This window comes from Clostridium sp. FP1 (genome assembly GCF_011065975.2).
Taxonomy (GTDB): domain Bacteria; phylum Bacillota; class Clostridia; order Clostridiales; family Clostridiaceae; genus Clostridium_AD; species Clostridium_AD tagluense.
Window position 1 is genome coordinate 1,181,714 of the sequence record NZ_JAAMNJ020000001.1, and the last position, 22,807, is coordinate 1,204,520.

At 31.8% G+C, this 22,807-nt stretch carries 20 protein-coding genes and 1 pseudogene; 16 read left to right on the plus strand and 5 right to left on the minus strand.

Features of this window, described 5'->3' with window-relative positions:
• Positions 1-235 precede the first annotated feature (235 nt).
• The 5 genes from G9F70_RS05765 (at position 236) to G9F70_RS05785 (ending at position 4,794) form a co-directional block, all read left to right on the plus strand.
• Positions 236-1,405: an ABC transporter substrate-binding protein gene (locus G9F70_RS05765; protein WP_164947111.1), complete on the plus strand. Its 1,170-nt coding sequence runs from the start codon at positions 236-238 to the stop codon at positions 1,403-1,405.
• A gap of 85 nt (positions 1,406-1,490) precedes the next feature.
• Complete coding sequence (locus G9F70_RS05770) at positions 1,491-2,375, plus strand: branched-chain amino acid ABC transporter permease (RefSeq protein WP_164947110.1); 885 nt, start codon at positions 1,491-1,493, stop codon at positions 2,373-2,375.
• 10 nt (positions 2,376-2,385) lie between these two features.
• Complete coding sequence (locus G9F70_RS05775) at positions 2,386-3,336, plus strand: branched-chain amino acid ABC transporter permease (RefSeq protein WP_164947109.1); 951 nt, start codon at positions 2,386-2,388, stop codon at positions 3,334-3,336.
• Positions 3,314-4,096: an ABC transporter ATP-binding protein gene (locus tag G9F70_RS05780; protein WP_164947108.1), complete on the plus strand. Its 783-nt coding sequence runs from the start codon at positions 3,314-3,316 to the stop codon at positions 4,094-4,096. The genes G9F70_RS05775 and G9F70_RS05780 overlap by 23 nt, the downstream gene beginning before the upstream one ends.
• The gene (locus tag G9F70_RS05785) at positions 4,090-4,794 is read left to right on the plus strand and encodes an ABC transporter ATP-binding protein (RefSeq protein WP_164947107.1); all 705 of its coding nucleotides are present in this window, start codon (positions 4,090-4,092) and stop codon (positions 4,792-4,794) included. Before G9F70_RS05780 ends, G9F70_RS05785 begins: the two co-directional genes overlap by 7 nt.
• A gap of 75 nt (positions 4,795-4,869) precedes the next feature.
• On the opposite strand, the gene G9F70_RS27440 is transcribed toward G9F70_RS05785, so the two are convergent.
• Positions 4,870-5,019, minus strand: a complete 150-nt coding sequence (locus G9F70_RS27440) for a double zinc ribbon domain-containing protein (protein WP_224617805.1) — start codon at positions 5,017-5,019, stop codon at positions 4,870-4,872.
• A 426-nt stretch (positions 5,020-5,445) separates the two neighbouring features.
• Between G9F70_RS27440 and G9F70_RS05800 the strand changes: the two are divergent.
• The 4 genes and pseudogenes from G9F70_RS05800 to G9F70_RS05815 form a co-directional block, all read left to right on the plus strand.
• Positions 5,446-5,628 (plus strand): annotated as a pseudogene (locus tag G9F70_RS05800) (methionine ABC transporter permease); the annotation flags it as partial.
• 63 nt (positions 5,629-5,691) lie between these two features.
• A complete protein-coding gene (locus G9F70_RS05805) occupies positions 5,692-7,767 on the plus strand; it encodes a sigma-54 interaction domain-containing protein (protein WP_164947104.1) in 2,076 nt (691 codons plus the stop codon).
• A gap of 189 nt (positions 7,768-7,956) precedes the next feature.
• Positions 7,957-9,123 carry a MalY/PatB family protein gene (locus G9F70_RS05810; protein WP_164947103.1) on the plus strand — a complete coding sequence of 389 codons (1,167 nt, stop codon included), beginning with the start codon at positions 7,957-7,959 and terminating at the stop codon, positions 9,121-9,123.
• Positions 9,124-9,191: 68 nt separating this feature from the next.
• The gene (locus tag G9F70_RS05815) at positions 9,192-10,520 is read left to right on the plus strand and encodes an APC family permease (protein WP_164947102.1); all 1,329 of its coding nucleotides are present in this window, start codon (positions 9,192-9,194) and stop codon (positions 10,518-10,520) included.
• A 38-nt stretch (positions 10,521-10,558) separates the two neighbouring features.
• Here G9F70_RS05815 and G9F70_RS05820 read toward each other — a convergent pair whose 3' ends face one another.
• Positions 10,559-10,774 carry a BlaI/MecI/CopY family transcriptional regulator gene (locus G9F70_RS05820; RefSeq protein WP_164947122.1) on the minus strand — a complete coding sequence of 72 codons (216 nt, stop codon included), beginning with the start codon at positions 10,772-10,774 and terminating at the stop codon, positions 10,559-10,561.
• Positions 10,775-10,911: 137 nt separating this feature from the next.
• On the opposite strand from G9F70_RS05820, the gene G9F70_RS05825 reads away from it, so the two are divergent.
• From G9F70_RS05825 to G9F70_RS05845, 5 genes are all read left to right on the plus strand, one after another.
• Positions 10,912-11,766: a DUF1186 domain-containing protein gene (locus tag G9F70_RS05825; protein ID WP_164947101.1), complete on the plus strand. Its 855-nt coding sequence runs from the start codon at positions 10,912-10,914 to the stop codon at positions 11,764-11,766.
• A 55-nt stretch (positions 11,767-11,821) separates the two neighbouring features.
• Positions 11,822-13,267, plus strand: a complete 1,446-nt coding sequence (locus G9F70_RS05830; protein WP_164947100.1) for a DEAD/DEAH box helicase — start codon at positions 11,822-11,824, stop codon at positions 13,265-13,267.
• Positions 13,268-13,416: 149 nt separating this feature from the next.
• The gene (locus G9F70_RS05835; protein WP_164947099.1) at positions 13,417-14,376 is read left to right on the plus strand and encodes a helix-turn-helix domain-containing protein; all 960 of its coding nucleotides are present in this window, start codon (positions 13,417-13,419) and stop codon (positions 14,374-14,376) included.
• A 235-nt stretch (positions 14,377-14,611) separates the two neighbouring features.
• Positions 14,612-16,369, plus strand: coding sequence for an ABC transporter ATP-binding protein (locus tag G9F70_RS05840; RefSeq protein ID WP_164947098.1), 1,758 nt, complete (start codon positions 14,612-14,614; stop codon positions 16,367-16,369).
• A gap of 1 nt (position 16,370) precedes the next feature.
• A complete protein-coding gene (locus G9F70_RS05845; RefSeq protein ID WP_164947097.1) occupies positions 16,371-18,077 on the plus strand; it encodes an ABC transporter ATP-binding protein in 1,707 nt (568 codons plus the stop codon).
• A gap of 212 nt (positions 18,078-18,289) precedes the next feature.
• Here the strand turns inward: G9F70_RS05845 and G9F70_RS05850 are convergent, their stop codons facing one another.
• The 3 genes from G9F70_RS05850 to G9F70_RS05860 form a co-directional block, all read right to left on the minus strand.
• Positions 18,290-18,481, minus strand: coding sequence for a hypothetical protein (locus tag G9F70_RS05850; RefSeq protein ID WP_125003220.1), 192 nt, complete (start codon positions 18,479-18,481; stop codon positions 18,290-18,292).
• A gap of 376 nt (positions 18,482-18,857) precedes the next feature.
• A complete protein-coding gene (locus tag G9F70_RS05855; RefSeq protein WP_164947096.1) occupies positions 18,858-20,066 on the minus strand; it encodes a DUF5692 family protein in 1,209 nt (402 codons plus the stop codon).
• 50 nt (positions 20,067-20,116) lie between these two features.
• Positions 20,117-20,965: a hypothetical protein gene (locus G9F70_RS05860; RefSeq protein WP_164947095.1), complete on the minus strand. Its 849-nt coding sequence runs from the start codon at positions 20,963-20,965 to the stop codon at positions 20,117-20,119.
• A gap of 302 nt (positions 20,966-21,267) precedes the next feature.
• Here G9F70_RS05860 and G9F70_RS05865 point away from each other — a divergent pair, with 302 nt between their 5' ends.
• Complete coding sequence (locus G9F70_RS05865; protein ID WP_164947094.1) at positions 21,268-21,864, plus strand: TetR/AcrR family transcriptional regulator; 597 nt, start codon at positions 21,268-21,270, stop codon at positions 21,862-21,864.
• Positions 21,865-22,071: 207 nt separating this feature from the next.
• Positions 22,072-22,719: a pyrophosphatase PpaX gene (gene ppaX / locus G9F70_RS05870; RefSeq protein WP_164947093.1), complete on the plus strand. Its 648-nt coding sequence runs from the start codon at positions 22,072-22,074 to the stop codon at positions 22,717-22,719.
• Positions 22,720-22,807: the final 88 nt, after the last annotated feature.

Sequence of the window (22,807 nt, forward strand, 5' to 3'; positions counted from 1 at the left end):
GGTTTGATAAGAACCTACAGAGCCCTATTTACCGTAAGGTAATAGTTAAATAGAGTGGTACCGTGTTAATCACACCTCTATATGTATTTTTATACATATAGAGGTGTTTTTTTTATAAATTTTAAAAGAGGGGGAGATTTTTTTGGAAATAATAACACAAGCTGATGAGGATGATATTAGGCCTTTATGAAAAACCATAGTAAAAAAATATGACAACAAGAGGAGAGAAAAAAATATGAAAAAGAAAGTTTCATTATTATTGGCATCATTATTGGTAACAGCTTCATTTACAGGTTGCGGTAAAAATATAGCATCGGAATCAAAATCGGAAACTATTAAGGTAGGTCTAAATTATGAATTATCCGGGCCAGCAGCTACATATGGACAAGGTCTAGTAAATGGAATTGAACTTGCATTTGAAGAAATAAATAATAAGGGTGGGGTTCTTGGTAAAAAGCTAGAAAGTGTTAAGGCTGATAATAAATCTGAAAATACAGAAGCGGCAAATGTAGCTGCAAAACTTGCTACAAGAGATAAGGTTGTTGCAATGCTGGGACCTGCAACTTCCGGAAATACAAAATCCGCAGCACCTATAGCTGTTCAAAATAAAGTTCCACTTATATCCGCTTCTGCTACTGCAGACGATGTTACTGTAGATAGAAATGGTAAAGTGCGAGAATATGTGTTCAAAACTTGTTTTAGTGATTCCTTCCAAGGAGTTGTAATGGCAACCTTTGCCTATAAGGATCTTGGCAAGAAAAATGTAGCTTTACTTGTAGACAACACAAGTGATTATAGTAAGGGACTTGCAAAAAACTTTAAAGAAACCTATACAAAGCTTGGTGGTAATCTTGTAACAGAGCAGGCCTATCAAGCTAAAGAAACAGATTTTAAAGCAGTTCTTACAAAGATAAAAGGAACAAAGGCAGATGTATTATTCCTTCCTGGTTATTATGAGGAAGTGGGGTTAATTGTAAAACAAGCTCGAGAATTAGGAATTACTATGCCGATTCTTGGAGGAGACGGGTATGACTCACCCAAGCTGTCAGAGCTAGCAGGAAAGACAGCCTTAAATGATATTTATTTTACTAATCACTATTCTTCTAAGGATACAGCGCCTGAAGTTGTAAAATTCCAAAAGGCCTTTAAAGCAAAATATAATAAAGATGCAGACGCATTTAACGCTCTTGGATATGACATGGTATATTTACTTGCAGATGCTTTAAAGAGAAGTGGAGAGGTTGATTCTATAAAACTTAAAGATGCTATTGCCTCCACAAAAGACTTTAATGCAATTACAGGTAAGATTTCCATAGATAAGAACCATAATCCAGTAAAAGCAATCACCATACTTCAAATGAAAAATGGAGAACAAACTTTTTTAAAGAAACTCTCTCCACAATAATGTATTTAAAGTTAATTTCAAAATAACAAAGCACAGGAAATAACTGCTGTGCTTTTTACTAAATTTTAGAAGGAAGTGATATAAAGTGAAACAACTTTTACAGCAGCTTATCAACGGTCTTACTTTAGGAAGCATATATGCATTAATAGCTTTAGGCTACACTATGGTATATGGGGTTATAAATTTAATAAATTTTGCTCATGGTGATATATATATGCTAGGAGCCTATATAGGGTTTGCAATTACAACTTTTCTTCATCTAAGTTTTTTCTCAGCACTGCTTATCACTATGCTTCTCTGTGCAATTTTAGGGGTTGTACTTGAAAAAGTGGCATATAAACCCATAAGAAAGTCTACTCGAATTGCGGCACTTATCACCGCAATTAGTGTCTCATTATTTTTAGAATATGGGACCATGTACTTTGTAAAAGCGGAAACCAGAACTTTTCCAGAGGTAATTGCAAGTAAGAGCTTAAAGCTGTTTAATGGGTCAATTGTTGTAAATACTATTGAAATCTACATCATACTTACCACCCTAGTATTAGTTGTACTGCTTCAATATATAATACATAGAACAAAAATGGGAAAAGCAATGAGAGCAGTAGCCATGGACAAAGAGGCAGCACAATACATGGGCATAAGTATTGATAAAACAGTATCTTTTACTTTTGCAATTGGTTCTGCTCTTGCTGGAGCAGCAGGAGTCCTTGTTGGAGTATATTATAATTCTATAAATCCTCTTATGGGAGTTATACCTGGACTTAAAGCCTTTATCGCAGCGGTAATAGGTGGGATTGGTATTATACCTGGAGCTATGATTGGTGGATATTTTCTTGGTATGACAGAAACCATGGTAAGTGCTTATGGAGGGTCATTGTATAAAGATGGAGTAGCCTTTGCAATTTTAATACTGGTACTTTTAATAAAACCCAACGGACTTTTAGGTCGAAATGTAAAAGAAAAGGTATAGGAGGTATAATATGAAAATATTTAATAGAAACAATATTTTGGGTGCATTCATAGTGATTTTAATATATATATTGGGACAAGTACTCATAAATGCTGGAATTTTAGATTCATATATTTTTCTTAATATAGTGGTTATCGGAATAAATATTATACTTGCTGTAAGTCTTAATCTTATAACAGGATTTACTGGTCAGTTTTCACTAGGACATGCGGCTTTTATGGCAATCGGAGCCTATGTGTCAGCTGTAGCTACTATGAACTTTGGACTACCTTTTGCAGTAGCCCTGATTCTTGGAGCTGTAAGTGCAGCTCTAGCTGGTATTGTTATAGGGATTCCTACATTGAGATTAAAAGGGGACTATTTAGCTATTGCTACTTTGGGATTTGGAGAGATAGTAAGAATTATAATTTTAAATAACGAATATATAGGTGGGGCTAGCGGCTTAAATGACATTCCTCAAAGTACAAACTGGACATGGCTTTATTTTATGACCGCAGCTACAGTTATACTTATAAAAAACTTCATAAGTTCAAAGGGCGGAAGAGCTTGCATCGCCATTGGTCAGGATGAGATTGCTTCAGAATCCATGGGCATTAACACTACTTTTTATAAAGTACTTGCCTTTGCCATTGGTGCTTTTTTCGCAGGTATTGGGGGCGCTTTATATTCTGGATATTTCTTTTTTATAAAACCAGAAGCCTTTGGATTTATGAAATCTATAGATATACTTGTAATTTTAGTGTTTGGGGGTATGGGAAGCATTGAGGGCTCTATCGCAGGCGCAATTGTACTTTCGTTAATCTCCTTAGCACTTCAAAATATACCTGAGCTTAGAATGGTGATTTATTCTGTTATACTTTTCCTTATTATGGTCTATAGACCTCAAGGGCTTATGGGAAATTATAAAATCAAACTATTCAAAAAAGGAGGTCTTGAAAATGTCAGTATTAAAAGTAAGTAATTTATCTAGATTTTTCGGAGGAGTAAAGGCCGTATCTGGTGTTAATATGGACATAAAACATGGCGAAATAATAGGCCTTATTGGTCCTAATGGTGCTGGTAAAACCACTTTTTTTAACTTACTTACAGGCATATACAATCCAACGGAAGGAAACATTGTATATAATTTTAATAAGGGAAACCCTATAAAAAATAAAGCGCCTTATAAAATTGCAGCTTCTGGCGTTTGTAGGACCTTTCAAAACATAAGACTTTTTAGCAATATGACAGTAGAAGAAAATGTAAAGGTAGGACTACATAAAAATATACATTATGGGGCATTGTCATCTTTTTTTAGAACAGGTAGATTTTATAGTGAGGAAAAAGTTGCGCAGGAAAAAACAATAGAACTTCTTAGAGTCTTTAATCTTTATGATAAAAAAGATTACTTAGCTAAAAATTTGCCTTATGGACAGCAAAGAAGACTGGAAATAGCAAGAGCACTTGCGTCTGGTCCTAAAATCCTCCTCCTTGATGAGCCTGCTGCTGGTATGAATCCAAATGAAACAAAAGAATTGATGGAACTTATAAATTGGATTAGAAAGCAGTTCGATATTACTATTTTGCTTATAGAACATGATATGCCTCTTGTAATGGCACTATGCAGCAGAATTTATGTACTTGATTATGGTCAGCTTATAGCAGAAGGAACACCAGAAGAGATAAAAAGGAATCCTAAGGTTATAAAAGCCTATCTTGGGGGGGAGGATGAAGCATGTTAGAACTAATTGATGTAAATATATATTATGGTGCAATTCATGCATTGAAAGGAATAAGTTTAAAGGTATTGGAGGGTGAGATTGTTACTTTAATTGGTGCCAATGGAGCCGGCAAAACTACTGCTCTTAAAACTATATCAGGAGTTTTAAGGCCAAAGAGTGGGAAGGTGTTATTTAAAGGTAATGAAATACAAAAAATAAATGCAGAAAAACTAGTGGGTCTTGGAATTTCCCATGTACCAGAAGGCAGAAGAGTTTTTATGAATATGTCCATTATGGAAAATCTTGAAATGGGGGCCTATTCAAGAAAGGACAAGTCTGAAATAAAAAAAGACTATGAAAAAATATTTCAAACCTTTCCAAGACTTTTAGAGCGCAAAAATCAAATGGCAGGAACGCTTTCAGGCGGGGAACAACAAATGCTTGCTATTGGTCGTGCATTGATGGCAAGACCTAAACTTCTTCTTTTAGATGAACCTTCTATGGGACTTGCACCTTTAATGGTAAAACAAATTTTTTCTATAATAAAAGATATTAATGAAAAGGGAACCACAATTTTATTGATAGAACAAAACGCAACTATGGCGCTTAAAATTGCAGAGCGGGCTTATGTAATACAAAATGGATGTATCCAAATGACAGGGAATGCCCAGGAACTTTTAAATGATGATAGTATAAAAACTGCCTATCTCGGAGCGTAGAGGGCCTTAGCAATTTTACAAATTTAAAAGTGCTGTAATCCCTTAAATTTGAGGAGCTGCAGCACTTTTTTATATTTACTTTAAATTTGTGGCACATTTCGGACAAACATTCCAATCGGGATCTACTATGCATCCACAAGAATTACAATTGTCTTTAAGCTTATACCCACAGAAGGGGCAATTCATAAAGTGTTCATCTATAGGTTTTCCACAGTTTGCACAGATTTTTTAGTGTATGAATTCCTTACTATTAGATAGATTATTAAACCTATAAGGTCTGGGACAAATATTACCACTGTTGTCCAAAGCCAAGGGTCCATACCTCGTTTTTTTTGAATCTTTAAATACAAAACGACCAATTAAATCACTCCTTTAGATAGTGGCCGTAAATTTTGATTTGAATTGCTCTTTGAAAAATATTACAGGTAATATTGATAAGCTTGAAATAAAAAGTGTTCTTAAAAGTGAAGCTTTACAGCAAAAATTTATTGTAAGGCAAGCATCGATTAGTATTTCATATAATGATAGGAAATGTCGAATTGTGATGATATAATACTAACGTATCATGTGGCCATAAGTACTATATAATATAGTTTTAAACTCCTTTTAAAATTAAAGAGCTAATGACTGTCAAAGAGATTGTGGCAGTTTATTCTTGCTGTAGCTATAATACCATTTACAAGAAGTATTTTAGGTACATCTATAGGAGAAACTGTAGTCATAGTTCAATTAACAATAGCAGCGGTTGGCCTTACATATAGTTATCAAAGTTTTAACGATACTATAATGTATACAACTTTAGATTTATTAATAATAATAGTTGGAATTATATAATTTATAGGAAATTTTATTTATAAAAAAAAAATAAAAATATTTTACACATTAGGAGGTCAGATTATGGTTAAAGTAGTGGCAATCGTTACATCTGTTGTTTCAGCTGCAAAATTTTATAAAGAGCAATTAAAAGAACTATTTGGAGAGCTTATCGATGTTAAGTTGTTTTCATTTGAAGATAACTCAATTAGTAAAATAATAAATGCTGATTTAGTAATGGCAGCAACATATTCAGTTTATGAAACAATAAAAAATAATATTTCTGATGAATGTGAAATTGTAATCCCAAACTTAACACTATCTAAAATAGTACTTAAACAAATTAAAAAAATTTCCAGTGGAACAAAGTGTATGCTTGTTAATTCCAGTGTGGATATGTGCATAGATACTATTTCTTTGTTTACTCAATTGGGAATAAATCATTTAGAATTAATTCCTGTATATCCAGGAATCAATGAAATTCCAAAGCTTGATTTTGCAATAACGCCTGGAGAATCAAAATTTGTTCCTGAAAATGTAAAAAACGTAATGAATATTGGCGATAGAATTTTAGATACTAGTACTATAATTGAGATTGTACTAAAGCTAAATCTTGAATATCTACTAAAAGAAGACAAGTTTGTAAAGTATTCTGATAGGGTTGCATCAAACAGTTATAGCTTAGAGGAATTAGCAGGTAAGACAAATAAACTGGAAAGTCAGTTTGATATTCTGCTAAAAGTGTTAGATGAGGGGATAATTGGAGTTAATGCTAATGGAATTGTTTTTGCTTTTAATAATAGCGCAGAAAGAATTATTGGAAAAAGAAAAGATGAAGTTCTTGGAAAACCAGCAATAGATATTATTTCAGATATTCATTTTAATACTGTAATAAATACATTACAACCTATTCAGTCTAAATTGATAAAAATAAATGATGTTTATATTGATTTTAACTTTGTACCTGTTATTAGTGAGAATAAATCAATTGGCGCATTTGCTATAATAAAAAAATTTAAGGATTCTGAATATCGGCAGCAAAAATTAAGATTACAGTTACTAAATAGAGGATATAGAGCAAAGTACTCATTTGAAGACATAATTGGTGAAAGCTCAATAATTGTAAAAACGAAAAACATAGCAGAAAAAATGTCTAAAACCAACTCACCTGTTTTAATTACAGGAGAAAGCGGTACGGGTAAAGAGCTTTTCGCCCAAGCACTTCATAGGAGTTCTCCAAGAAAAGAATTTCCTTTTGTTGCAGTCAATTGTGCTGCTATTCCTGAAAATTTACTGGAAAGCGAACTTTTTGGATATGAGGAAGGTGCTTTTACTGGAGCAAAAAAAGGAGGGAGGCTTGGGTTATTTGAATTCGCACATACGGGTACTTTATTTTTGGATGAGATAGAAGGAATGAGTTTTAATCTTCAATCAAAGCTATTGAGAATTTTGCAGGAGAAAGAAGTCGTTCGTATAGGTGGAGATCGGGTTATTAATGTTGATGTAAGAATTATTGCTGCTACAAATATAGATATAAAAGAACTCGTTTGTAAGGGTGATTTTAGAAAGGATTTATATTATAGGTTGAATGTTCTACCCTTAAATATTCCTCCACTAAGGGATAGAGGGCAAGATATATTGCTTATCATGGAAAAGCTAAAACAGGATTTAGAAAGTAAGATTCAACTTTCAGAAGAAATTAAAAAAATATTCTTAGCTTATACATGGGAAGGAAATATAAGAGAGCTTCGAAATTATATGGAATACTTAACATGCATTTCAGAGGGAGAAATAACCGTTGAGGACCTTCCATTTAATTTATCAAACTCAACAAATAACACGAATATAAAAACCCTATATGAAAATACAGAATTTAAAGATTTCATGGATATGGCAGGGAAGAAGCTTAGCAATTATTTATTAGTATTGGAAGAGTTGGCCGTTTGCTATAAAAATCGAGTTGGAATAGGACGAAGGGCAATTGCAAAGATTGTTGAAGAGAAAAACATATTTTTAACTGAGCCAGAAATTAGGACAATATTTGTGAACTTGGAAAAATATAAAATGATAATAATATCTAAAGGTAGAGGTGGAAGTAGAATAACTGATTTAGGTCTAAAATTTCTTAACGATATTTCAGCACCGCAGGTGATGATTTAATAATATATAAAAGGGCTAAATGGATTAAATATAAATATATTTAACCCTTTTATTATACTAAATATGTATATTATATATAAATTAATATGATTTTTACTGTAAACGTTATTTTATTAGCATTGGCATAGTTATTGCTAATTAGATAATTGTATTCATTACCATAAATCTAAAATAAAAAGGAGAACAAAAATGAAATATAATTTTGATGAAATTAACAATAGAAAAGTGAATTTTTCGGCTAAATATGATGAATTGGAGTCCAAGTTTGGAAGAGATGACTTAATACCTATGTGGATTGCAGATATGGACTTTAAAACTGCAAAACCTATTATTGATTCAATAATAGATAGAGCAGAGCAAGGAATATTTGGATATGTATCAAGACCAGATTCATATTTTGAATCAGCTTGTGAATGGTATAAAAAAAACCATGGATGGGATTTGAAAAGTGAATGGATGTCTCACAGCCATGGAGTAATTCCGGGAATGGTTATGATAATCAAAGAATTTACTAAACCAATGGATAAAATAATAATCCAATCACCAGTTTATAATGAATTTTTCGAAATTGTAAAGGATCATGATAGAGAATTAGTTGTAAATCCATTAAAGCTTGTAAATGGTCGATATGAAATGGATTATATTGACTTGGAACAAAAGGCAAAAGCAGGAGCAAAATTATTTTTCCTTTGCAATCCACATAATCCAGTTGGGCGAGTATGGAGTAAAGAGGAATTAATAAAACTTGGAGATATTTGCCTTAAATACGGAGTACAAGTTATAGCAGATGAAATACATTGCGAGCTTGTTTATGGAAATAATAAATATACTCCGTTTGCCTCCATTTCAAAAGATTTTTTTGAAAATTCTATAACGTGTATTTCACCAAGTAAGACTTTTAATTTAGCAGGTTTACAATCATCTATACTAATTTTTGGAAATAAACAGCAACGCGAAATATATAATCATCTTTTACAAATACAAGATATAAAAAGAAATAATTGCTTTAGCTTAGTTGCCACTGAAGCTGCATACAGGTATGGAGAAGAATGGCTTAAGCAGCTATTGGTATATTTAAAGGGTAATTTAGATTTTGTAAATAATTATATTAAATTAAACATACCGAAACTAAAAACTTATATTCCAGAAGGAACATATTTTGCTTGGATAGACTGCAAAGAGCTTGGAATGAATGCTCAGGAAATAGAAGATTTTATGAATAATAAAGTTAAAGTAGCATTTGGATTATGGTATGGAAAAGAGAGTGAAGGTTATGTAAGAATGAATGTTGCATGTCCAAGATCAGTAGTTGAAGAAGCGTTAATAAGATTGAAGACAGCTATAGATAAGATATAGAAGCATTGAAGGCTAATGGATATTACAAAATAAATTTGATCAATAATAAGCTTTAAGGGGGAAAAGGTATGAACCCGGAAAAAAAATTAAAACTTAAAAGAAGCATGAATGTATTTGAAGGTATGATGTATGTTATTGGTTTGGTTATTGGATCAGGAGTATTCTTAAAACCAGCAATAGTTCTAAAAAATGTGGATTCTACAGGTGCTGCAATATTAATGTGGATTGCTGGTGGGGTAATTACCACAGCAGCAGCATTGACTATTGCAGAAATTGCTGGTTATATACCTAAGGTTGGTGGACTGTATACCTACTTAACAGAAATATATAATGAAGTAATTGGTTTCTTATTTGGTTGGGTAGGTACTTTCATAAACGTTCCAGGATCAGCTGCTGCAGTTGCAATAGCTTGTGCTACATTTGCAACATTCTTTATACCCATGACTGGTGTGCAGCAGAAAATTCTAGCCATATCATTGGTTCTTTTATTGACAATAGCGCAAATAATTTCAACTAGGTATGGAGTTTGGTTGCAGACAATAGCAACAATAGGTAAATTGCTTCCAATTGCGGCAATATCTATTTTTGGTTTGTTACATGGAACTGTAGATATAAGTATGGAGTCAGTTGGAAATATAAAGAATGCTGCACCTGGGGTTGCATTACTTGGTGTATTATGGGCATATGATGGTTGGTTAAGTGTATGTACATTAGCTGATGATATGAAAAGACCTGAAAAAGATTTGCCTAAGGCAGTAATTTCAGGAGTAGCCTTTGTTATGGTAGTATATGTGGCATTTAATGCAGCTATTTTCTTAGTATTACCAGGCGATGTTGCAGCAAATTCAAGCAAAATTGGTGTAGATGTATGTGTAAAATTGTTCGGAAATGCTGGAGCAACCTTTATAACAATTGGAATGATGCTTTCAGTATTTGGAACTTTAAATGGATTGGTAACCTGTGGTTCAAGATATACTTTTGCAATGGCCCAGCGTAAACATCTGCCGGGAGCTAAGACTTTATGCGCGATAAACCCTAAACTGGGAACTCCAGTTAATTCATTGTTATTACAATCTGTAGTTACAATTCTATATATATTAACTGGAACGTTTAATTCAATAACTGACTTGATTGTATTTGCATTATGGATTTTTTATACATTAGGTGTCATTGGAATATTTATTCTTAGAAAAAAAATGACGCATAACCCAAAGCTATATCATGTGCCATTATATCCGGTTGTTCCAATCATAGGAATATTAGGAGGAGTTTATTTAATGGTTTCTACTATTAAAGATTCACCTACTAGTGCTATGCTAGGACTTGGACTTACATTATTAGGTTTACCTGTATATTATTACTGTAAAATGAAAGATAAAAAAGAGATTCAAAGTTAAGTGGGTGTCACATACGATAATAAAAAGTGCTGTTAATTTCATATAATTGAAGTTGACGGCTCTTTCTTTTTATCAAGAATATTTCTTAGTTCTTCGATTTCCTCATCAGATAATTTTGATTCATTTAAAAAATCAGCAAATACACCATTTAAAGAGCCATTAAACACACGCTTTATAAAGGATTCGCTCTCAGCTTTTATACACTCGTTTTCTGATAATAGTGGGGAATAATAATATGGTTTTTTACTTGTTATATCCGTAGAAACTTAGCAAGCATCCCACTAGAGTAACTGTGATTTTTGTTGATAAATATATAAAACATTGATATTATAAAGAAAGTAGGAAGATAATAAATTAAGTAAAAATTCAAATGAAGAAGGAGTTTTATTTTATGAATGAATTAATTAAAGAAGTTGAGTATAATAATGGAAAGTTTCCAGAGGAGCAATTAAAGGAAATAATAAGTCGCAGGGAAGAATTTATACCTCAATTACTTGAGATATTAGAAAATGCTAAAGAAAATTATGAAGAGATTTTAGAAAAACCTAATTATTTTGCACATATATATGCAACGTTCTTGCTAGCACAGTTTAAAGAAAAGAAAAGTTTTAAGCCAATTATAGATTTAATTAGTTTACCAAATGAAATTCCAGACGATATTTTTGGTGATTTTCTTACAGAGGATTTACATAAAATTTTAACATCAGTTTGTGGCGGAGATGTGCTACCAATAAAAAATTTAGTGGAAGATAGCAATGTTAATGAATATGTTAGATGTGCTGCTATTAAATCATTTATTGTACTACTAGGTGAAGGTGTTATATCTCAAAGCGAAGTTATTGAATACTATAAAAGTTTATTTGAAGGAAAACTTGAACGGGAATTTTCACAAGTTTGGAATGAGCTTATATATGATTCTTGCGAAGCAGGTCCTAGTGAATTATATAAATACATAGAAAAAGCTTATGCGGATGAATTAGTTGACGTAGAATGCATATCTTTAGAAGAAGTAGATGGAGCTGTTAAAATCCATGATAAAGAAAAATTCCCAAAATTAAAAGATGAAGGGTATTCATATATTGTGGATACTATAGAAGAGTTAGGCTGCTGGAGATGTTTTACTAAGAGTAGCACTGAGTCTAAATCTCAATATATGATGGGGATTAATAAGATGAATAAAAACAACAAGAACAAAAAAAATAAAAAGCAGGTAAAAGCTACTAAAAAGAAGCAAAGAAAAAAATAGTAGAAAAGACTAGAGATGCGAGCAGTAATGGAAATATAAGAAAAGAGATGATCATATGATAAAAGCAAATTTTGAGGATTATAAATTAAGTAGTGACATATTAAAAGCAATTAGTTTGTTAAATTTCAAAGGTTTAACAAAAGTACAGCAGCAGGTTATACCTGCGGTACTAGCGCAAAAGGATGTAGTAGTAAAGTCCCAAACCGGAAGTGGGAAGACTGCGGCATATGCCATTCCTATTTGCCAACTTGTAGATTGGGAAGAAAATAAACCGCAAGCACTAGTGCTTACACCAACAAGAGAACTTGCTATTCAAGTCAAAGAAGATATTTTTAATATAGGCAGATTCAAAAGACTTAAAGTAGCTGCAATTTATGGGCAGTCACCTTTTTACAATCAGAAAAAAGAACTTACACAAAAAACACATGTAGTAGTTGGAACACCGGGTCGTATTATAGATCATTTGGATAAAGGCACATTGGATACATCAAATATAAAATATCTTATAATAGATGAAGCTGATGAAATGCTTAATATGGGATTTGTAGATCAGATAGAAATAATAATAAAGAGCTTACCAAAAGAACGTGTTACCATGTTATTGTCAGCTACAATGCCAAAAGATATAGAGACTTTATGTAGAAAATACATGAAAGACCCTATACGCATTGACATAGAAGACCAAAATAAAGCCTCAGATAGAATATCTCAAGAAAGATATAACGTAAATGAACCTGGTAAAATAAATCTTTTAAGAGATATAACCGTAGTAGAAAACCCAGATAGCTGTATGATATTCTGCAATACAAAACTAAAGGTAGATGAAGTTTACAATGAGCTGAAAAATCTACAATATACTTGTAGGAAAATACATGGTGGAATGGAACAAAGTGATAGATTAAGAGTAATGAATGATTTTAAAAGCGGTTATTTTAGATATTTAGTAGCTACAGATGTTGCAGCTAGAGGGATAGATATAGATAATATTACCCTTGTAATTAATTATGATATTCCAGAAGATAAGGAAAGCTATGTTCATAGGATAGGAAGAACTGGACGCATAGGTAAGTTGGGCCGCGCAATAACTTTTGTGACCCAAAATGAAAATAGGTTTTTAGAAGATATACATGAATATATCGGTAAAGAGATTCCGTTGATGACAAAACCAGAAATTGAGACTGTAAATAATGCCAAAGAAGAATTTGAGGAGAAGATGAATACAAGACCTGAAATTAAAGAAGCAAAAGGCGCAGAGCTCAGCAAAGAAATTATGAAATTACATATTAATGCAGGTAAGAAAACAAAGATGAGGGCCATGGATATAGTAGGTACTCTTTGTAATGTTAAAGGCATGACAAAGGATGATATAGGAATCATCAATATAGTTGATATATCTACTTTTGTAGAAATATTAAATAATAAGGGTGAGTCGGTGTTCCAGGAATTACAAAATACACCTATCAAAGGCAGACTTCGTACAGTAAGCAAGGTTGATATTTAACACCAGGATAGTCATGTAGTAGAATAGAATATATTCAAGAAGATGGAAATTATTTTTATAATCTATCTTCTTTTTTTTGTTTAAGAATAATTGCATATGTTATATAATAAGTAATCTAGTACTAGCAATAGAAAGAAGGTGAATAAGAAATGCGACGATTTGATGAAGATATGAACATGTTTAGATATATTATTGGATCAAAAGAAATTACTCAGGATAGTGTAGTATACAACATTTCAGTAGAATTTGGTGAGGGGAATATAATAAGTTACAGTGCAATGCCTGGAATTGAAGTTACCTATAATGATTTTGAGATATATAAACCATTAAGTGAAAGCTTTAACTTAAGTATTGATTCCTTGGAAATAAATTATTGTTTAGAAGGATATTTGGAAAGCGAATTTGCAAATAAGAAAATAGTTTATATGGGTGATGGTGATATCTCTATTTTTGGGTATAAGACAGGAGTTGTTTTAGCTGATTTTACAACTAAACATTATAAAGGTGTAACAGTAATGGTCTATATAGATGAGGCTTCTAAAAGTATAGGGGATATGCTTGGAGTTTCTGATGCTGAAATTAAAAGCTTTATTATGGCTTCTTTTAACGGAGATACTTGCATAGTAAATCATGCCAGTCAAAGTTTGGAGCATATTTTTAAAGAATTTTTTGTACTACCTGAAAAATTTAAAAATTATTTTTTAAGAATAAAGGTGGTAGAGCTTTTACTTTATATATTAGGAAATTCTGATTATAAAACAAGCAACAAGAAATATTTTCCAAGAACATTTGTAGATAAAATAAAGGATGCTAGAAGAATTATATTATCTGATATAGATTCTCATATTACAATAAAAGAACTTTCGCATAGGGTAGGAATTAATTCAACTGATTTGCAGAAGGGGTTTAAGGCAATTTATCAGTGTCCTATATATGCGTACCTTAAAAGTTATAGAATGAAAAAGGCCAAAGAACTGCTTATGAGGGAAGAATTAACCATAGCGCACATAGCAAATTTAGTAGGTTATACAAATAACAGTAAATTTTCAAAGGCTTTTAGAGAAGAGTTTGGATTATCTCCATCTAAATATAGAATTTCTAGTAGATAAAAATCTTTCAAAATTATTTTGAAAGATTTTTTTCGTTTATAGGAAAGTGAAAAGCTAAGCAAATACTTGCTTGTTGTTAAAAAACTCTAAATAGCAATCCAAATTTAATAACTGATATTAAATATCAAATGAAAAGCAATTTCAAAAAGGTACATTTACAAATTAATGGAGTAGATAATATTTCTGCCATGAAGTATTCTTTAGTTACAAAAAAAAGAAATGGTAGGTGAAAGTTGTGAATGAAAAAAAACAAAATCCTTTATCAATATTATTTAAATGGGCAGGAAAAGAAAAATACAAGCTTTACTTCTCTATGTTTTGTGGCTTTGTAAGTGGGTTAATGGTGATAGCTCCATATATTGCAATATACAAAATTATAGAAAATATATATTTTAAACAAATAACAAGAGAAATACTACTTCAATATAGTATTTTACTAACAATTTCAATTATATTAAGATATTTTTTTATGGCAGTTGGCATAGTAGCCTCTCATAAGGGAGCGTATAATGCACTTTATAATGTTAGATGTATGATTATAAATCATATGGCAAAAATACCTTTAGGATATCTTAATGAAAAAAGTGCTGGAGAAATTAAAAAAGTAATTAGTGAAGACATAGAAAAGTTGGAACTTTTCTTAGCACACCATCTTTCAGAAATTTTTATGTATTTAAGTGGACCAATAGCTATATTTGGTTATTTATGTACTGTAAATCCTATTTTAGCTCTTATTACGCTAATTCCAATACCTATTTGTGTATTATTGCAGTTTATGATGTTTAAAGGTCAAAGCACTAGAATGAATGAATTAAACAAGGTGACTGGAAATTTAAATTCAGTAATGATTGAATATATAAATGGAATGAAACTTATAAAAGCTTACGATATGGGGGCTGATTCTTATAATAAGTATAAAGGAGCTATTGATGAGCAACATAGTTTATGGAAGAAAATTGCTTATAAAATGGGACCCTTGTATGCAGTTTTTGTAATAGTCCTTCAATGTGGAGTTGTATTTGTAATTCCTATGGGTGGGTTCATGTACAATCATGGAAGTGCTAAAGCTGGGGCTTTAATATTATTTGCATTTGTAGGAAGCCTTTATCTATCAGAACTTCGTCCGTTAATGGAACTTGGTTCAAATTTTTCTCAGGTTCTTAATGGAATTAATAATGCAAAAGCAATTATTGAAATACCTGCTTATGGAAAGGGGGACAAGGTGTTTCCAAATAATACAGATATTAAACTTAAGGATGTAAGCTTTTCCTATGATGGAAAGATAAATATTTTAAATAAAGTTAACCTTACTATTAAAGCTGGCGAAAAGATAGCTTTTGTAGGAAGGTCTGGAGCTGGAAAAAGTACAATAATGCAGCTTATTGCAAGGTCTTTTGATACAAATAAGGGGAGAATTTTAATAGGCGGAAAGGATATAAAAACCATAGATTATGAAACTCTTCTTCAAAATATATCCATAGTGTTTCAAAATACTTTCCTAACAAAAGAAAGCATACTTGAAAATATAAAAATGGGTAAAGAAGCAAGCCTTGATGAAGTAAAGATGGCAGCTAAAAAAGCACAGATTCATGATTTTATTGAAAGTCTTCCAGAAGGATATGATACAAAAGTAGGGAGTTATGGATCGCGTTTTAGTGGAGGAGAAAAACAAAGGATTGCCATTGCAAGAGCAATACTTAAAAATGCACCAATACTTATACTTGATGAAGCTACCTCAGCGGCGGATCCAGAAAAGCAACAGGAAATAGATATGGCTATAGATGATTTGTGCAAAAATAAGACAGTAATTATTATTGCTCATAGACTTAATATAGTGAGGAAATGTGATAGAGCGGCCATAGTAGAAAATAATACAGTAACAGATATAGGAGTTCATGATGAACTAGTAAAAACCAATGAGTATTATAGAGAAATATGGGACTTTTATGATAAATCTAAGAATATTCAGTATTCTGTAAAGGCAGGTGAATAACATGGAAAATTATACGTGGATAAAAAAGGATAAAAGATTAATTGTTTCAATTTTTCTTAATATGATAGAAGGGATACTTACAGGTTCTGTTCTTGGAAGCATATTTTTAACCATAGATTCATTATTTCAAAATAAATTTGATTTAAGTAAGCTAATAAACTTATGTATATTAGTAGCATGCATATTCATTGTACGTTTAGGATTATATTCTATAGGATATACATTAGGGCATGTGGGTGCGTCATCTACGGCAAAAGGTATAAGACTTTTCCTCGGAAATAAGATAAAAAATCTTCCTCTTATAAATTTTTCAAAATATAAGACAGGAGAATTCATTAATGTAGTAACTCATGATGTAAATAACTACGAAGATATCTTAGGCCATAAAACTGGAGAAATAGCTAAAAATTTAACTTTAAGTACTGTAACCTTATTATTTTTATGCAGTGTTGATATTAGTATTGGTGCAGTAAATTTAATTATTGCCTTGTTAATTATTCCTTTCATGATTATATCTTCTAAAATGGTAAAGAAGTATGGAGGAATGAAAAAGGATATACTCAATGATAATGTTAGTGATTTAGTTGAATATATAAATGGTATCCAAACCTTTAGAAGTTATGGACTTGGTGGAGTAAAAAATAAAAAAATAAATAGATCATTAAAGAATATAAGTGATATAAGTTATAAATTTGAATCTAAAGTAGTACCCATAGGTTGTATTTATAGGGTAGTAGAAGATATAAGTGTCCCATTATCCATTATTCTTGGAGGAAACCAATGGATTTTAGGTAAAATATCCTCTTCGCAGTATGTTATTTGTGTAATTTTAGCATTATTTATATCACAACTTATGGGAAATCTATTTATAGATTTAACCAGTTATAAAAATCTTATGATTTCAAAAAAATCTATGGATAATTTGGCAAAGCAAAAGGAAGATGCCTACTTAGAAATTGAATTTAAGCCAGCTAATTATGATATTGAATTTAAAAATGTTTCTTTTAATTATATAAAAGATCAACCTATTTTAAAAAATATAAGTTTTAAGGCCAAAAATGGTGAACTTACTGCGATTGTAGGAGATTCAGGATCTGGAAAATCTACAATACTTAACCTTATTTCAAAATTTTATGAAATAGAACAGGGGGATATAAAAATAGGAGGAGTAAATACTAAGAATATCAATGGGGAGAGAGTCCTTAAAAATGTTTCAATGGTATATCAAGATGTTTTCTTATTTAATGATAGTATAAAAAATAATATAAGATTTGCAAAACCTGAGGCTTCAGACCAGGAAATAGTAAGTGCGTGTAAAGCTTCCAATTGTCATGAGTTTATTTCAAAGTTAGAAAAGGGATATGATACTTTCACTGGTGAAAATGGAAATAGGTTATCAGGCGGAGAAAAACAGCGTATTTCTATTGCAAGAGCTATACTTAAAGATAGTCCCATAATTCTTCTTGATGAAGCTACAGCATCTTTGGATATAGAAAATGAATTATATGTTAAGGAAGCAATATCAAAGCTTATAAGCAAAAATAAAACCTTAATTATAATTGCCCATAATCTTTCTGTAGTTAAAAACGCAGATAATATTTTAGTTGTATCTGATGGAAAAATTATTGAACAAGGTAATCATGAAAAACTTATAAAAAAACGTGGAAAATATTATTCAATGTGGGGAGTTGAAAGGTCTATACATTGACGTGTTGTTAGTATTGCAGTTCCCCAGGAGATGATACAAAGGATGATATATTTAATATACCATCCTTTGTAGAAATATTAAATATTTTTTAAACATGCACATTTTATACTGAAATTACATACAATATAATTGTTTAGTCTAGATGATAGAGATACCGCAGGACACAACAGATTAAGAATCAGTAGTTTAAAATAGATAGTACGCCTAACTATCTATTTTATTTTTTCAGGGTCTTTAGCCACTTCGATACCAAACTCTGTTTCAGACTGATCAGGTAATTTGGTACGAGCCTTTATATTAAAATTTACTTTATCTTTAGAAAAACAAATCACTGCGGATGTCACACAAAGAACAGCTATTAAGGTAATACAAAACAGCATGAACATTTGGATACTATCCGACATTTAATTCTTACCCCCCTCCAAATTTGTTCCTGCGGTGTCCCATAATTAGGGAGGTATTAAATCTATTGTGAAAATATTAACTACATGTAAATATATGGTATAAGTATAATATATACCTATTTTAAATTTAATTCAATATTTAATATGATACAATAAACTACAAGAAAAACCTTTTTTTGTCCGTTTTATACTGCGTTTAGGTACTAAAATGTACGTTATGGGGACAATGCATTGTATTATATATATAAATAAGTAAACTTTAATCCTTATACATAAAAAAGGTGCCATTAATAAAAGAAAAAATTCATAGGATTAAATAAATTAAGATAGCAACAAAAACTTTTCTAGTTTTTATTGCTATCTTAATTTATTTGATTTACACAGTAAAACCGAAAAGTTTATCCTTAGAAGCATTTTTATCATTTTGCACATTCATAAAGAAGGCTACAGCACATAAAATATTTAAGGCAATACTGATCAATGCTATAGTTATGCTTAATGTCCCATTTCTAGGAATGTGAAGCTCCATTGATTCTGTAAAGCGCGGTGCTGTAAAATAATACATAAACCAAGCTGCCAAAGTGAAGGCACGAGCCTGAAGCCAAGTACCCTTTTTAATAAAGAGTGATGGAAGGGTACAAGAAAGAATTACCATAAACTGGGCAGATGCAGAGCCTGGGAAGTTTAGATATACAAAAGCAAAGTTCCAAACATCATAAGCGATTATCCACAAAACAGTCATCTTAGGCCAAACCATGTCATGCTGCTTGCTATTATCGATATGTACCCCCTTCCATCCATAGAAGAGTGTGATAATAGAAAGAATACCTGCAATTCCATTTAAAATATTTGGTGCAAATCCTAATGAGAAATCCTGAGTAACAGCTTCGGTAATATTGAGTGCTATAAACATTCCAGCGATTAATCTAGGAAATATTTTTTTGCTTAGTTTTGTATATCTCATAAATGTAAACCATATGCATGCAGTTACAACTGAGTATACTTTTGCCCACTTAAACCAATAACTTACTCCATGGCTAGCCCATAATGGTATTAGTGCAAAGGGTAGAATAAAGTAAAATATTATAGTTGGAAATTTAAACCTTCTAAAAATTTCATTAAGAGCCATTAAAACTACTAAGATTAATATCCAATGAACAAATGCTATATCATTCTTATGCTCTTTGAAAACTGTTTCATAAAAACCATATTTATATACAATAGTTTTAGAATCAGTGAATTTAAATAGAACCTTGTCACCTTTATCAAAATCTATTATATTGGCATTTGGAGCACTAATGATTTGAAGGTTATTTCCGATTTTATTCCAAGTTTTATCTTCCTTTTCATCATGACCGCCATATTGTTTGGTAACTGTAACTGTTCCATCTTCATGAAAATTAAATCGATAAAAAAATGACCCTTGGCCTTGTTTCCCATCTACGATCCCTTGCCAAGTTCCTAGGTTTGGATGATTATTAGCAGTGAAATTATTACTAGGTTTAGCAGATACTGAAGCAACCATTATCATAAATAAACAGATACTAATGACGAAGGTTTTAACAACCATTTTGATTTTTTCCATACAAAAACGCCCCCCTTATTTATTAAGAAATTTATTTAGGGATTATAAGATTAGGAGCTTATGGATTCAACTTGGCCACGGCGGAAGCGGGTCCCAGATTTTCCTGTGTGAAGCTGCCAAGTGTGCCAGAATACATAAGGTATAATCAATATTGCGTTTATGATACCCCAATATTTCAAGACATTTGGATTGAACCATGCTGAAGAATCCATTATTGCAGGGAATAGGTTTGGTAGGCAGGCGCGAAATAGCATATGTGTTGCCAATGTGTATACCCTAGAAGTAATGTAAAGTTCAGGACGCCCTTTGATAATTGGATATATTTCTGCAGCCATTAGGATACATATTGAACTTGCAAAGAAACTATGACTTTCACCATACACGAAGCATAAATTCCAGGTTGTATATAGGAAGTTCCAAGCAATTGTAGTGTATGAGATTAGATCGCCCCGGTCTCCATGCTCTGAGGATAGCTTCCAAAACCTTGGAGCATAGGGCATAGTTACGCAAAGTAAGAAACCACAGAGTGAGTTGAAGTAGTTGCCTGTTTGCAGATCTTTCACAGTGGCTTCCATGATATTAAGAAATAGAACGCCAAAAAGAACCCAAAGTACCCAGTCTTTTTGCAGTGCTGTCCAAAATTTGCCCTGCCTCTTTTCATAGTGGGCAACTCGAGAAAATCCTAAAAATATGGTGGGAAGTATAACGCTTATGATTTTAAACCAACGAAACCAACCTACTACTCCTCCTGATATAAGCCAAATCGGAAAAGTTAATAGTGATGCGAGCCAGAACCAGTTTGAAAATTTGTAGTATTTGCGCATGCAACCTACGATAAACATGAGTAATGTAAAATACGAAGCCATGGAAAGTACATACTTCCATACAGGAATGTTCATAATAACGCCCCCCTTTTTTTCGCGAAATTCACAGAATACTAATATTTAGTAATCTGTGAAGTAAGGGACATTCAAATAAATAACAAGTCAGTATGCTAGTCTATTTTCATGTCCCTAAGATAAATAATGCAGTTGTATTTTTTAAGATGTGAAGTAAAACATAACAAACGTTCGGTATAATAATCAGTATAGCACCATCGTTGCAATTGTCAATATATAACTGTTAAAAAGTTACATATTATAAAATGTGAGGAATATGCTATAATTGGATGGGAAACAATAGGCTTGGAGGTGTAAAGTACATGTCAATAGAGGGGAAATCACGTATTATTCAGGCGGCTAAGCGTGTCATTAGTCGAAGTGGTATAGCGGGTGCCACCATGCGAGGTATTGCTGAAGAGGCAGGTCTTAGCACCGGGGCTATATACCATTATTACAGCAGCAAGGAAGATATTCTTTATGAAGTAATGGATGAGAGCCTTTCTGAAACACTGCGTATAGCTGAAAAATCTAAGGGAGTAAAACGCAGTAGTGAGGAGCTTATTGAAGAAATCTTTGAAAACATAGTCAAACGATTTGAAAAGACTGATGAAAATCGTATTCAGTTATATCTGGCTCAGGAAGCAATTCAGGGTAACTCTGAACTTAAAGAAAAATTCAAGGATAAATATCAAGAATGGGTATGTAGGACAGACGAATTAATGCAGCATATGTATGGAAAAGTACCTACTAAATATAATAAGGCATTATCATCATTATTGATTGGAGCAATAGATGGCATTGTTGTGCAACTTCTACTGGGTGCAAATCCAGCGGAATTAGATGACATTTTAAAAGTATATCATCATATTCTTAAAGATGGAATTCCAAATTTTTTAGACCAATTGGATGGAATATAAAATAATTTTTCAGGAAAATTTGAAAAAATAACTTTATGAGTTAATAATATAATTTGTATAAGACTAATTGTAGTGATTAGGTAAATAGTGCATAAGGTAAGAAAAAAAGCTATAATAAAGTAAGTTTAGAAACTAATTGTTATTGTAAATAAGTGATTAAAAATATAATAGTAACTCTGCTACTGGAGTTAAGAAGGAGAAAATTTTATGGCTATTCGGAATATTTTATTTGATTTAGATGGGACGCTGTTAGATACTAATGAATTAATTATACAATCATTTCAACATACTTATCAAAGGCACTTGAATAAACAGGTGGATAAAGAGGAAATCATTAAAAACTTTGGAGAAATTTTAAAAATTACATTAGATAGGGAATTTGGTGCGGCTGGTGAAGAAGCTATTAAAACATATAGAAGCTTCCAAATTGAAAATTTCGAAAAGCTAATTACCATACACAGTGGAATAAAGGAAGGAGTAATAGAGCTTCATAAGCAAGGTTATAAGCTTGGAATAGTAACTTCGCGTTTAAATGATTCTGCCCTGAGGGGATTAAACCATTTTGGACTTAAAGATTATTTTGAAAGTATTGTAGGAGCAGATAATACAGATGTACATAAGCCAGATCCTACTCCAGCATTTATGGCTTTAAAGGAATTAGGAGGGAAACCTGAGGAGACATTGATTGTGGGTGATAGTCCTTATGATATCTTATGTGGAAAGAATGCAGGGATTACCTCTGTGCTTGTTGGGTGGAGTGCACTACCTATGGATCTTCTCCTTAAGTATGAGCCTGATTATATTGTAGATAGTATGGAAGAACTGGTGTCATTGGTTGGAAAATTAAAGGATTAATCCGAATTATCGGATTAATCCTTTTTCAATTGATGTATATTTAACTAATTTAAAGAATTTGTTGCCAATTAAGATCGCACCATTATTT